Source organism: Aminobacter sp. P4_D5 (genome assembly GCF_056401815.1).
Genome location: NZ_JBFUIP010000003.1, coordinates 18,859 through 31,928 on the forward strand (window position 1 = coordinate 18,859; position 13,070 = coordinate 31,928).

The following is a 13,070-nucleotide window of genomic DNA, read 5'->3' on the forward strand; positions in this document are numbered from 1 at the left end:
TTCAGCGGCTCCTCATCGTGTCGTTGGCGCGTGGATCGAGCAGTGGGTAGAGCACGTCTACAAGAAGGTTCGACAGCATCACCAGGAAGGAGCCGATCAGCGTGATGGCCAGGATGACGGGATAGTCGGAATTTGTGAGCGCCGAGACCGTCAAGCGGCCGAGGCCAGGGAGGCCGAACACCAGCTCGACGAAGATCGCGCCGTTGACGATGGTGATCATGATCAGGCCGAGCTGGGTGACGACGGGCGTCAGCACGGGCCTGAGGATGTGGCGGAAGGCCACCACCATTTCGGGCACGCCCTTGGCGCGGGCGGTGCGGACGAAATCCTCAGATAGCACCTCGATCACGGCGGCGCGCGTCTGGCGCACGATCAGTGCAATCGGTTGAAACGAGAGGACGAGCAGCGGCAACAGGATGCGCAGGTCGAAGACGCCGCCCCAGCCATAGGGAACCTTGCCGCCGGGCAGGACGAAGATCAGCGCCACCATCAAAAGCGGACCGGCGACATAGGCGGGGATGGCCCACAAGAACAGCGCCGAACCGAGGATCGTGTAATCGATCTTGGTGTTCTGGTTCATCGCCGCGATCATGCCGAGGGGCACCGCAACGATTGCGGTCAGCACCACGGCACAGAGGCCGAGCTTGAACGAGACAGGTGCGGCGGCCGAAACCATCGCCCAGACCGAGCGGCCCGAGGTCAGCGAGTTGCCGAAATTGCCCTGCAAGAGGTTGAGGATGTAGCTGCCGAACTGGACGAGGAACGGCCGGTTCAGGCCAGCGGCATCACGGATCGCCTCGATCTTTTCGGGATTGTAGGCGACGTCGCCGGGCGCACGCAGGAAGATCAGCTTGATCGGGTCGCCAGCGCCAAAATAGGCCATGGCATAGACGGCAAGCATGACCAGCAGAACGGACGGGATCCACAGCAGCAGCCGTGTTGCAATATAACGCAGCATGGCGGGCGGCCTCCCACCGCACGGTATCAGTTCGAGAGAGTAGCACGGGGGACAAGCCCCCGTGCGCTTTACCGGGGCATCAGCCGACGGTGATTTCCCAAGGCGCGACAACCTGCCAGTCGAGGTTCTTGTCGATGCCCTTCACATTGGCATTGGCCCAGCGCGACATCGCCTGCGCGTACCAGGGGATGAAGGTCCAGTCCTCACGGAAGGCCTTCTGGGCTTCCTGGGCGAGGGCGATGCGCTGCGGATCGTCCGCCGCCTTGGTCGCGGCTTCGGCCAGCAGCTGGTCGACCTTGTCGTTTTTGTAGCCGCCCAGCTTGTTCTGGGCGTTGGACGAAGTCGAGGCGATCGAGCCAGCGAGATAGCTTGCGGCATCCGGCACGCGGGTGCCGACGTCGTCGCGGAAGATCTGCACCGAGTTCTGGTCGGGGCCGGCATAAGCGTCCTGCTGCGGCTTCATATCGACGGCGGTGATGCCGAGATTCTGGCGCCACTGCTCGGCGATGAACTGGGCGGCCGCCTCGTTGGCCGGCGAAGAAATGCCGACGAACAGGATCTTGGGCAGGCGCTCGGGACCGCCATAGGTCGACTCGGCGAGCAGCTTCTTGGCGCCTTCCGGATCGTAGGGGTAAGGCTCGAAGCCGGAATTATCGGCGCCGGGTACCGAGTTGATGACCTGGTCGGTCTTCTTGTGCGGGCCGTCGGGGAACGAGGCTTTCATCAGGCCGTCGCGGTCGACCGCCATGATCAGCGCCTGGCGAACTTTCGGATCGTCCATCGGCGCGCGCTTGGAATTGAACCAGAAGTGCTGGCTGGTCGGGATCAGCGGACCCGAGGCGAACTCGGCGCCAAGATCCTGCACGATTGTAGATGTGACCAGCTCGGTGTGGGCGTTGAACTCACCCGACTTGAGCAGCGAGGTGGCCGTGACGTTGTCCTCGATCGAGGTGATCTCCATGCGGGCGAGCTTCGGCTTCGGCCCGAAGAAGTTCTCGTTCGGCTCGAACACCAGCTTGCCGCCGTCAATGTCGATGCTGGTCAGCTTGAACGGGCCGGAATAGACGGCACCTGCGTCGGGCGTGAACCAGTCCTGGATCTCGTTGCCATCCTCGCCGCGCGACTGCGAGGCCTTGGTTATCGGCACGATGTGGTTGGCAACCCGCATGAAATAGATCGGGTCGGCTTCGTTCAGCGTCACGACGACGGTGCCTTCGTCAGGCGTGGTGACGCCGGAAATGGTGTTGGCGCTGCCGCCGGTCACTTCGGCGAAGCCAGCGACCTTGCCGAGCACCTGGTCTGCGCGCTGGCTCTTGGTGCCGGGCATCGCCGCAACGTTCCACGAACCTGCGACATCTGCCGAAGTGATCTTGCTGCCGTCGGAGAAGGTCGCCTTGGGGTCGAGCTTGAAAGTCCAGGTCTTCGAGTCAGCCGAACCTTCCCAGCTCGTGAAGACGTAAGGATGGATCTTGCCTTCGCTGTCGAAATACATCGGCGAGGCCCACCAGGCCGAGTTCCAGCGATAGGGCACGCCACCGCCGCGCAACGGAGACCAGTCCTGGTTGAAGGCCGGATTGGCAACCTTCAGCACCTGTCCTTCTTGCGCGAAGACGATCTTGGCATTGAGGCCGAGCAGCGTGAAGCCCACTGCGCCGCCCAGGCCGAGCCTGAGCGCATCGCGGCGGTTCATCCCGGCACGCGACTGAGTCTCGGTGTTCCGTTTCGACATCACATTTCCTCCCTGAAACCCGTGAACGGCGATGCTCTGGTCGGTCGAAAGGCAACAGACGCGGAAGCGGCAACCGTGGCCGAACAAATGCCGCCATATTGTAAACATGTCAATTCATTTTTTTGGCTTGCGACACAGAAAAATTAGCTATCGGTAAAATGACGCAGATTTAATGTCGTAAAATCAATAATTTAATTGGCTCTACGCGACCATCATTCAAATTCATCAGGAAAAAGCAACTTGACAACTTGTCTGCTTGTGGTCAGTTTCCGGCCATAGGCCAAGTGCAGTTGGCACCCACTGGGTGCATGCGCTCGGGAGGATTCCAGATCGCCGCGCGCCACGGGCGTCGCCGGCAGACAGACGGACAGGGAGCGATGACGAGCCGCACGATTGGCATCACCATGGGGGACCCGGCAGGCGTCGGCCCCGAGATCATCTGCAAGTCGCTGGCCGAGATGAGCGCCGCCGACCGCGCCACCATCCGCGTGTTCGGCAACCGCGACAGCCTTGAAGCGGCAGCCAGCATCGTCAGCGCACCGCTGAAGTTTGCGCCTGTCTCCGACGGTGCCAATACTGTTGCCGTCGAGCATGTCGCCATCGATGGCGACCCGATCGCCTTCGGCAAGATCGACATCCGCGCCGGCGACGCCTCGTTCCGTTTCATCGCCCGTGCGGTGGAAGCAGCGACCGCGGGCGAGATCGGCTGCATCGTCACCGCTCCCATCAACAAGGAAGCACTGAACCTCGCCGGCCATCACTATGACGGCCACACTGGCATGCTGGCGCATCTGACTGGCTCGCGCTCATCCTGGATGCTGCTCGCCGCCGAGCGCATGTCGGTCATTCACGTCTCGACTCATGTGTCGCTGAAAGAGGCGATTGCGCGGGTGAAGCCCGAGCGCATCCTCGAGACCATCCGCACCGGCTATCGCCACCTGCGCCGCATCGGCATCGAAAGCCCACGCATCGCGGTCGCCGGCCTCAACCCGCATTGCGGCGAAAACGGCCTGTTTGGCACCGAAGATGACCAGTTCATCGCCCCTGCCGTTGCCGCGGCCAAGGCCGAGGGCATCGATGCCTACGGCCCGGTGCCGCCGGATACGGTTTTCCACCGCGCCTATTCCGGCGCCTTCGACCTCGTCGTCGCGCAGTACCATGACCAGGGCCACATCCCGATGAAGCTGGTTGCATTCGAAACCGGCGTCAACATCTCGCTCGGCCTGCCCATCGACCGCACTTCGGTCGACCACGGCACCGCCTTCGACATTGCCGGAACCGGCAAGGCCAACCACGTCAACATGAATGCGGCGATCGCCTATGCGCGCAAGCTCGCCGGAACGCCTCGGGTGACAGCATGACGAAATTCGCAATCTCGGGCGTCTTTTCCGCCGCCGCCACACCCATCAACGCCGACCTCTCGCCCGATCACGGCCTGCTCGCCAAGCATTGCCAAAGGCTGCTCGATGAAGGCTGCCATGGCGTCGCCCTGCTCGGCACCACGGGCGAGGCCAACTCGTTCTCGCTCGGCGAGCGCAAGGCGATGCTGGAAAGCGTCGTCAAGGCAGGCGTTGGGGCTGACAAGTTGATGCCCGGCACCGGCGTCGCCGCCATTCCCGAAACCATCGAGCTGACCCGCCATGCGCTCTCGATCGGCATCGACAAGGTCGTGATGCTGCCGCCCTTCTACTATAAGGTCGTGTCCGACGATGGCTTGTTCGACGCCTATTCGCGCATCCTCGAAGGCGTTGCAGACGATCGGCTCAAGGTCGTGCTCTACCACATCCCCCAGGTGTCGGGCATTGCATTGTCGGTCGAGCTCGTCGGCCGGCTTATCGAGGCTTTCCCAAAGACGGTTGTCGGCATCAAGGAATCCAAGGGCGATTTCGCCAATATGCAGGCGCTGGTGCAGGCCTATCCGGGCTTCGCCGTCTTCCCAGGTGCTGATCCGCTGATGCTGCCGCTTTTGCGCGAAGGCGGCGCCGGCTGCATCACCGCCACCTCAAACCTGATCGCGGATTCGCTGCGCACGGTGTTCGACAACCATGCCAACCCTGGCGAAGAGGCCAAGGTCGAAGCAGCGCAGGCGCGCATCAACGCCTGGCGCAACCTCTCCAATAGCTACGCCCAGATCCCGACCATCAAGGCGATGGTTGGCCTCAAGCATGGCGAAAAGGCATGGCAGCGGCTGCGCCCGCCACTGGTCGGGCTGAGCGACGGCGACATCGCCGCGCTCCGCCCGCAGCTCGAACAGCTACCGTGAGCGGAGAGATGGCCATGAGTTCGGCGCAAGCGGAAGCAGCCGTCATGACCCACGCGGAGGTCGCGGCGCGCATGGACGGCAAGGTGCGGGCGACAGCGCCCGGCCGCACCGAAGCCTTCCTGCCGTCGCCGACGGTGCAGAACCACGCCGCGAACCTTTCGCTGCTGCCCGACGGCACGCTCGCCTGCGTCTGGTTCGGCGGCACTATGGAAGGCATGGGCGACATCTCGATCTACATGTCGCGGCTGGCACCCGGGTCCAACACATGGTCGGCGCCGGAAAAAATGTCGGACGACCCCCAGAAATCCGAACAGAACCCGATGCTGTTCAACGCGCCCGACGGCAAGGTCTGGCTGCTCTACACCTCGCAGACCTCGGGCCACCAGGACGGCGCCGTCGTCAAGCGCCGCATCTCTTCCGATGGCGGCAAGACCTTCGGTGAGGTGTCGGTGCTTTGCGATATCCCTGGCACCTTCGTGCGCCAACCGATCATCGTGAACGGCCGCGACGAATGGATCTTGCCTGTATTCCGCTGCATCGGCGTGCCAGGCACGCGCTGGAGCGGCGATGTCGACACCGCTGCCGTGCTGATCTCCACCGACGCCGGCACCAGTTGGGCCATGCATGACGTGGCCGACAGCATCGGCGCCGTGCACATGAACATCGTGCCGCTCGGCAGCGACGAGATGGTGGCGCTCTACCGCAACCGCTTCTCCGAGCAGGTGCTGCGCAGCCGCTCACATGACGGCGGCCGCAGCTGGAGCGCGCCTGAGCCGACTGACCTGCCCAACAACAACTCGTCGGTTCAGGCCGTGCGAACGGATGGCCGCATCGCCATCGTCTACAACCATGCCAATGCCTCGATGTCGGAGGACCGGCGGCTGTCGCTTTATGATGAGATCGAAGGTGGCGAGCCAGAGGCAACGGTGCCGCCTGCGGAACCGGAGGGGCGCAAGGCCGTCTGGGGCGTGCCGCGCGCGCCGCTCAGCCTCGCCTTCTCGTCCGACGGCGGCGACAGCTTCGGCGGCCGCATCGATCTCGAGACCGGCGACGGCTTCTGCCTGACCAACAATTCCAAGGATGGGCTGAACCGCGAGTTCTCCTACCCGTCCGTCCTCGCGGCCCCGGACGGGGCGATCCACGTCGCCTTCACCTATTTCCGCCGCGCCATCAAATACATCCGCCTCTCGCCGAGAATGTTCTAACCATGCGCGGCGGTGGCAGTCACATACAGCTGGAGCACTGACTATGAACGGTCTCAACACGCCCATCACGATCGTTCGGCCGCCCGTCATCGAGTTCGGCCCCGGCGTGGTGTCTCGGCTCGCCGCTTGGGTCAAGGCCCGCAACATCAAGAGGGCCCTCGTCGTCGCCGACGCCTTCAACGCCGCCCGTGTCGACACGCTCGCGCTCGGAGTCGAAACGGTCGTCTTCGGCGAGGTACGGCCTGAGCCGGACCTGCCCAATCTGGAGAAGGTGCTCGAATTGGCCGCCCGTTCGGAGGCCGACCTGATCATAGGCTTCGGCGGGGGCAGCGCCATGGACCTCGCCAAGCTGGTCTCGGTCATGGCCGGCAGCGGCCAGCGGCTGCAGGACATCGTCGGCGTCGGCAAGGCGGCACGGCGCCGCGTCGCCCTCGCCCAGGTACCGACAACCTCAGGCACCGGCAGTGAGGCCGGCATCCGCGCACTCGTCACCAATCCAGAGACCCAGGCCAAACTCGCCATCGAAAGCATCGAGATGCTGGCCGACATTGCAATCGTCGATCCCGCTCTGACAATGACCGTGCCGCCGGCCGTCACCGCCGCCACCGGCGTCGATGCCATGGCTCACTGCGTCGAAGCCTACACCAACAAGAAGGCGCATCCGGTGATCGATCTCTACGCGCTGGAAGGCGTGAAGCTGGTCGGCCGCTACCTCGCGCGTGCGGTGAAGGACGGCAGCGACGTCGAGGCCCGCGCCGGCCTGGCGCTCGCCTCGCTCTATGGCGGCTTCTGCCTCGGCCCGGTCAACACCGCCGGTGGCCATGCGCTCGCCTATCCGCTGGGCACGCGCTGGCACATCGCCCACGGTGCTGCCAACGCGCTGATCTTCCCGCATGTGCTGGCCTTCAACTTGCCGGCAGCGGCGGAAAAGACAGGCCATGTCCTAGCAGCGCTCGGGCTTCCCGAGGCCCATGCCGTCCAAGACGTGTTCGGCTCGACGCACGACTATTGCGCCTCGCTCGGCATCGAGATGCGCCTGTCGAAACTGGGCGTGCCGGAGGACGATCTCGAGACCATGGCCGACGACGCCTTCGCCATCCGCCGCCTGCTCGACAACAACCCGCGCGAACTGGCGCGGGCGGACATTCTCTCGATCTATCGCGCGGCCCACTAGATTGCCTCAGAGTGAGGGATTTCCATGCATTTGATGATGCCCTACGAGGAGGCAAATCGCGGCGCGCAACTTGGGATTCAACTTGTTTGCGCGCCCCGGCGCTGGTGCCGTCGGGTTTCGATGATGGGTTAGGTCGGAGCAGCAACGATCTCGTAATCTCCACTTAACGCTTTGGGCACTAGACCAGCACGAGCCCCCGCCGCATCGCAGTGGCGATGGCATCCGTGCGGTTGGCCGCGCCGAGCTTCACCAGGATCGCCGCGACATGGAATTTGACGGTATGTACAGAAATGTCGAGATGCCGCGCGATCACCTTGTTTGACGCGCCCTCGGCAAGCAATGCCAACACCTCCGTCTCACGCGGCGACAACCGGATCGAGAAAGCTTCGTGATCTGCCTCACCATCGGCCAGCAGACCGCCACCGAACCGGTCATTAGCTGAGCCGAGCCTGCCGTCGCGCCCGTCCAGTTCAGTTGATGCATGAGCGATATGATAGCCAGCGGCTACAAGCCATACGGCCGCTGCGATTAGCGCCGTGTCAGCGTCTCTCGGCAGTACCGCCGCAATGGTCGCCGTCCTGTGCGTCGCCCTGGAGGAGGAAAGGACAAGCACTGGTACCCCCTGTGTCCGCACGCGGCCTACAGTTTCGCCGTCGATGATCGCCACGTCGACGTGGTTGCCTTCGGCCAGGTCCTCAGCCGTCACCACCGCCAGGCCAGCGTTCTCCGACAGGCGAAGGGCAAGTTGCGCGCTCGACGCTGAGTCGCCGAGCGCGACCAAAACGAGCAGCCTGCGTTGCGTCTCCGGCATCACCAGCATCCGGCACTCTCAGATCAGGGGTTTTTCGCCGATGGTAACCGCCACGTCACGCACCTCCCCGCCGCGCAAGATCTTCAGCGCAACCGCGGTGCCCGCGCTGTCCGGACCCAGGCGAAGGATCAGTTCGCGCGGCCCGCTCACCGGTTCCCCGTTCCAAGCAGTGACAATGTCGCCCAGCGCAATGCCCGCAGCCTTGGCCGGCCCGTTGTCGTCGAGCCCCATGACCATGGCGCCCAGCACCTGACCGTGGTGGATGGGATGCAGGCTGGCGCCGAGATAGCCGCGCAGGACGTGGCCTTTCTCGCGCAATGTCGCGACCGTACGCTCGATCGTCTCGTAAGGGATAACCAGTGCCCGGCGGCGCGGCCCGAAAAGAAACATCCCGACCAGTCCGCCACTGGCGTCAAGCACAGGTCCCCCCTCGAAACGAGCGCCCGTCATCACCGCAAGGTTGATGCGGCGGTCGATGGTGCCGCCTCGCCGTGAGCGCCACATCGGCCCGACCTCGCCCACGTTGCCGAGCACCGCAAGAGGCGAAGCGCCGTCACGCCCGACCGCGACGACGACGTCGCCGAGGCGCACCGGCTCGGCCTTTTCGAAGCTGCTGCCGCCGGCTGCCGCCGAAGGCTTCAACAGCGCTATGCCGGTCGACGGATCGCGACCGATCAATTCGCTCGTCACAGTTTCGCCGCTGGGCAGGGCAAGCTGCAATTCCTCGTCAGGTTCGACAGTCTCCTCGGCGGCAACGTAGAGGCCCTCGCCCCAGTGGAAGGCCGTCGCAGTCCGGCCATGATGGGTTGAAAAGCTCGCAGTCACGGACGCAGCCTGTTCGGCGATGTCGGCGACTGCATTGGAAAGGGCGGCAAGGTTGAACCTGGTCATCACGCACTCCTGGGCTGGGCCGTTTGGGGCTTTCTGAACCCAGATATTGCCACGCTCCATGGTACTTCCAACTCGCCAGACGGCTAGGAGCCGCAGCCACTAGCCATCAGGTCAGGTCGCAGCGCGCCTGCGCGCAAAACACATATAGGCATCGATTGCTCGAATGACATGGAGGCCCCCAATGGCCCTGCCCGCGACCGACCCGCAGCCTCATGATGCCGCTCTGCTCGACACTTATTCGTCCACCGTCGCCGACGCGGTCGACCAGATTGGCCCGGCCGTGTGCCGTATTGGACCCGTTGCCGAGGGCCGCCGCACGGCCGGCCATGGTTCAGGCTTCGTCATCTCGCCGGACGGGCTGATAGTCTCGAACTTCCACGTTGTCGGCGAGGCCAGCGCTGTGCGCATCGCAATGCCTGACGGCACGTCTACTGAAGGGCGCGTGCTTGGCGGCGATGCCGATACCGACATTGCCCTGGTGCGTGCCGACGGGCATTTTCCCGACATCGCCCCGCTCGGAGATTCGAAGCGCCTGCGCCGTGGCCAGATCGCCATCGCCATAGGCAATCCGCTCGGCTTTGAATGGACGGTGACGACTGGCATTGTCTCGGCCCTGGGCCGATCGATGCGCGCCTTGACCGGCCGGCTCATCGATGACGTTATCCAGACCGACGCTGCGCTCAACCCAGGCAATTCCGGTGGACCGCTGGTATCGTCGGCCGGCGAGGTGATTGGCGTCAACACCGCTACGATCCGCGGCGCTCAAGGCATCGCTTTCGCTGTCGCCTCGAATACGGCCAGCTTCGTCATTGCGGAAATCATCCGCTTTGGTCGCGTGCGCCGGGCCTTTGTTGGCGTGTCGGCCGACACGGTCACCCTGCCACGCCGCGTGGCGCTGCTTGCCAGGGTAACCAGCCGGGCGGCGGTTCGCTTGCGCTCGGTCCAGGCGGGCGGACCGGCTGCGAAAGCCGGGCTGAAGGAAGGCGACGTCATTGTCGCTATCGACGGTCACGCCGTCGCCGGCGTGGAYGATCTGGTGCGGATGCTGGACGCCGAGAGGATCGACAGGCAAACGGAGTTTACGGTTGTCGGTCGCTCCGGAGTCAGCCAAGTGACAGTAACGCCGGGGTTGCGGGAGCCTTGAGCGCATCAAACTGTCGGCGCATATCGGCTACGAAGCCCGCGCCGTTCGTTTGAAATCGCGATGACAAAGGATCCAGATATTCTTGTCCCACCGCGCCTGCAGATTAGGCAATCGGACAAGCCTTGGAATGACCTGGGCGATAAGAACCGGCATTTCGACCACGCCCATTCCGGCCAGCGCGGCGGCAAGGCCCGTTGATTTGCTGTCCACCTTCGCCGCTGGGCGGCCCAAAGGGAAATAACGCCGCGCCCAATCAGGATACCCCCTGGACTGATCGAGCCATATCCAGTCGAGCTCTGAGCTGCTAAAAGCCTCCTCCGGTAACAAGGCCCGGCGATCGAGGTAAGTGCAGCTGCAATAAAGTCCGTTCTCATTGCCAATAAGTTGGTGGCCCATGAGCGTGTCCTGGGGCGCAGCCGTGGCGCGGATCGCAATGTCGGCCTCGTGCTTGGTCAGGCTTACGATCTAGTCGGAGGCAAGGATTTCCAGCTCGACTTCTGGGTGCCGCACCGAGAAATCCGCTACCATCGGCATAAGCACATGATTTGCCAGCAATGACGGCGCCGGTGTCGCAAACTTCGGCAAGGCGCAGCTGCATGTCGCGGAGGCTGAATGGAACTACTGGACCTCAGAAAACAACTTCAACAGTGCTTCGGGCGCAGCCCAGTTCTCGTTCGCCGGGGCACGAGCAGCCGCCCCCGCCTACAAGAGTCGCGTTGTCCCCTTCTCCGGAACCGCGGAAATCTTGCCGGGCATCCATCTGTGGCGCTGCCGGGCCATAGCTTGACGCATACCGGGTTCCGACTGGCTACCGGCGCGGAGCAGTTGATCATCTGGGGCGATGTCGTCGTGTCTCCGCAACTACAGTTTGCCCATCCCAAGTGGAGCTCCACCTTCGACGCCGATCCTGCCCTCGCGGCAACGCCCCGCAAGCGCATGTTCGAAGAGGTCGCCGCCGATCGCATTCCGGTTTTAGGCATGCACCTTGCTTTCCCCGGCGCCGGCATGGTCGTCCCCAGGGGAGACGCCTACGAACTGATCGCCCTGTGATCAGCTCCAACCGAGTCGACCATCGGGCCGCCAGTGGCTGGTACACATAGCTTCGCTGTCGCGCTTTCCGCCACGAGTTGCGCGGCAAAATCGTGGTGGGCAACTGCTGCAGCGTTTCACGCACGGACCATCCAACGGTCATTGCCGCCGTCCATTCCGTAAACTCGGATCGAATGGAAGCGGCTCCAGGATCGGCCGCCACTGGCTGACAGCTGTCGGAGGCGAAAGCGAAGTTCCTAAGACCTCGTTGCTCAGCCTAGGCAGAACGGGCGGATCGAGGTGAACGCATCGTCAGGATGGAACCGAGACTGCGGCCAGGCAAGCTGCGGCTTATCGATAAAGTTGGCGATAACCCTTTTCTAGCCAGCGCCCGCGACCGTTCGTAAGGTCCAACCAATCAACATCTGCATTGGCCGGCTAAGGGGGCGCTCCGATGGACATCCGCTCGAGCGATTTCACGCGACCTGTACTTGAGCATCAAGGCACGACACCAGTGTGGTGGCTGGTGCCGCCGCGCGAGATGCGGGACGAGACGCTGGGCGGTCATCTCGAGCTGATCAGCGAGTTCGAGATCCGCGCCGGAGGCGAAGTCCACACCCACAGCCACCCGACCTTCGAGTTCTACTTCATGCTGTCCGGCCGGGCGCTGATGACCATCGAAGGCGAAACCGCCGAGATCGGCCCCGGCGATCTGGTGAAGATCCCACCGAACGCACGGCATTCGATCAAGCCGGCGCATGAGCACAACGGCATCCGGGCACTCGCCATGGCCTTCGGGATCAAGGATGCGCCGGTCATCGACTATTCGACCGACCCCGAAACCCACTGAGCGATTACAGACATGATGACCACCCTCTATGCGGGGCTTGCAGGGGACACCGATCCTGGCCGCTTCATGAGCTCCGGCTTGCTGCGGAGCCGCGATGGCGGCGCCTGGGAGCGATTTGAAAACGGCTTTCCCAACGTGCCGCAGACATTCGCGCTGCTCGCCGATCCCAGGCGTCCGGGCGAGGTGTTCGCCGCCACGCAGGACGGCATCTTCCGGAGCGCCGACCATGGCGGTTGCTGGACCCGGCTGGACGCCCCGAAGCCGGAGCTTGCCGTATGGTCGTTGACGCGGCATCCACATGAGCCGGACACACTTTTCGCCGGCTACGAGCCGACGGCGATCTACAAGTCGACCGACAACGGACACACCTGGCAGGACCTCAATGTGTCGGTCGGCTATCCCGCCATCACGGCCGACATGCCGCGCCGCATCACCCGTATCGCCGTCGACCCCAACGATACCGACAGGATCTACGCCAGCATCGAGATCGGCGGTCTGATCATGTCGGACGACGGCGGCCGCAGCTGGTGCCAAGCTCTCGACGGCCTATATGTCGTCGAGGAAGCCGTCGACCTGCATTCAGTGCTTGTCGATCGCCAGGGCAAAGTGTCGGTGACGACACGCGTCGGCGCCTTCCAGAGCAGCGACAATGGCCGCCGCTGGAGCAAGCTACCGGTACCGGCGCTTCGCGAAAAAGGTTCCTATTGCCGCGTCCTTGGCCAGGGCCCTCAGAACACAATCTATCTCGGCGCCGGCAACGACTTCGACGGCGACCTCGGCGGCTTCTTCCGCTCGACGGATGGCGGCGCGAGCTTCCATCGTCTCGATCTCGGCGCGCCATTGAAGAGCACTGTCTTTGCCATGGCAGTCGATCCGACTGAGYCGCGAAGGATCGCCTGCTCGGACAAGTTCGGCCACGTCTTCCTGAGCGACGATGCCGGCGAGAGCTGGCGCTCGAATCCTTTGCCCAGGGGCATCGGCCATGTCTTTTCCATCGCCATCGGTTGAGGGACGCA

At 63.8% G+C, this 13,070-nt stretch carries 13 protein-coding genes; 8 read left to right on the forward strand and 5 right to left on the reverse strand.

What is annotated here, in order from left to right; genetic code table 11:
• Position 1: 1 nt before the first annotated feature.
• The gene (locus AC1DWF_RS01495) at positions 2-958 is read right to left on the reverse strand and encodes an ABC transporter permease (protein WP_476782176.1); all 957 of its coding nucleotides are present in this window, start codon (positions 956-958) and stop codon (positions 2-4) included.
• Positions 959-1,037: 79 nt separating this feature from the next.
• A complete protein-coding gene (locus AC1DWF_RS01500; protein ID WP_476782177.1) occupies positions 1,038-2,687 on the reverse strand; it encodes an ABC transporter substrate-binding protein in 1,650 nt (549 codons plus the stop codon).
• A 377-nt stretch (positions 2,688-3,064) separates the two neighbouring features.
• On the opposite strand from AC1DWF_RS01500, the gene pdxA reads away from it, so the two are divergent.
• The 4 genes from pdxA to AC1DWF_RS01520 are packed head-to-tail and all read left to right on the forward strand — an operon-like array spanning position 3,065 to position 7,329.
• On the forward strand, positions 3,065-4,048 hold the full coding sequence (gene pdxA, locus AC1DWF_RS01505) for a 4-hydroxythreonine-4-phosphate dehydrogenase PdxA (protein WP_476788739.1): 984 nt from the start codon (positions 3,065-3,067) through the stop codon (positions 4,046-4,048).
• Positions 4,045-4,950, forward strand: a complete 906-nt coding sequence (locus AC1DWF_RS01510; protein WP_476782179.1) for a dihydrodipicolinate synthase family protein — start codon at positions 4,045-4,047, stop codon at positions 4,948-4,950. The genes pdxA and AC1DWF_RS01510 overlap by 4 nt, the downstream gene beginning before the upstream one ends.
• A gap of 14 nt (positions 4,951-4,964) precedes the next feature.
• Complete coding sequence (locus tag AC1DWF_RS01515) at positions 4,965-6,155, forward strand: sialidase family protein (protein ID WP_476788740.1); 1,191 nt, start codon at positions 4,965-4,967, stop codon at positions 6,153-6,155.
• Positions 6,156-6,198: 43 nt separating this feature from the next.
• Positions 6,199-7,329: an iron-containing alcohol dehydrogenase gene (locus AC1DWF_RS01520; protein ID WP_476782181.1), complete on the forward strand. Its 1,131-nt coding sequence runs from the start codon at positions 6,199-6,201 to the stop codon at positions 7,327-7,329.
• 178 nt (positions 7,330-7,507) lie between these two features.
• On the opposite strand, the gene AC1DWF_RS01525 is transcribed toward AC1DWF_RS01520, so the two are convergent.
• Both AC1DWF_RS01525 and AC1DWF_RS01530 read right to left on the reverse strand, forming a co-directional pair.
• A complete protein-coding gene (locus tag AC1DWF_RS01525) occupies positions 7,508-8,140 on the reverse strand; it encodes a helix-turn-helix transcriptional regulator (protein ID WP_476782182.1) in 633 nt (210 codons plus the stop codon).
• A gap of 18 nt (positions 8,141-8,158) precedes the next feature.
• Complete coding sequence (locus AC1DWF_RS01530; RefSeq protein ID WP_476782183.1) at positions 8,159-9,031, reverse strand: S1C family serine protease; 873 nt, start codon at positions 9,029-9,031, stop codon at positions 8,159-8,161.
• Between the two features lie 181 nt (positions 9,032-9,212).
• Between AC1DWF_RS01530 and AC1DWF_RS01535 the strand changes: the two genes are divergently transcribed.
• Positions 9,213-10,175 (forward strand): S1C family serine protease, encoded by a 963-nt coding sequence (locus tag AC1DWF_RS01535; protein WP_476782184.1) that lies wholly within the window; start codon positions 9,213-9,215, stop codon positions 10,173-10,175.
• A 27-nt stretch (positions 10,176-10,202) separates the two neighbouring features.
• Here the strand turns inward: AC1DWF_RS01535 and AC1DWF_RS01540 are convergent, their stop codons facing one another.
• Positions 10,203-10,640, reverse strand: coding sequence for a LysR substrate-binding domain-containing protein (locus AC1DWF_RS01540; RefSeq protein WP_476788756.1), 438 nt, complete (start codon positions 10,638-10,640; stop codon positions 10,203-10,205).
• 318 nt (positions 10,641-10,958) lie between these two features.
• Here AC1DWF_RS01540 and AC1DWF_RS01545 point away from each other — a divergent pair, with 318 nt between their 5' ends.
• The 3 genes from AC1DWF_RS01545 (at position 10,959) to AC1DWF_RS01555 (ending at position 13,062) form a co-directional block, all read left to right on the forward strand.
• Complete coding sequence (locus AC1DWF_RS01545) at positions 10,959-11,225, forward strand: hypothetical protein (protein ID WP_476782185.1); 267 nt, start codon at positions 10,959-10,961, stop codon at positions 11,223-11,225.
• Positions 11,226-11,658: 433 nt separating this feature from the next.
• Positions 11,659-12,054, forward strand: coding sequence for a cupin domain-containing protein (locus AC1DWF_RS01550; protein WP_476782186.1), 396 nt, complete (start codon positions 11,659-11,661; stop codon positions 12,052-12,054).
• Positions 12,055-12,066: 12 nt separating this feature from the next.
• The gene (locus AC1DWF_RS01555) at positions 12,067-13,062 is read left to right on the forward strand and encodes a WD40/YVTN/BNR-like repeat-containing protein (RefSeq protein ID WP_476782187.1); all 996 of its coding nucleotides are present in this window, start codon (positions 12,067-12,069) and stop codon (positions 13,060-13,062) included.
• The last annotated feature ends 8 nt before the right edge of the window (positions 13,063-13,070 follow it).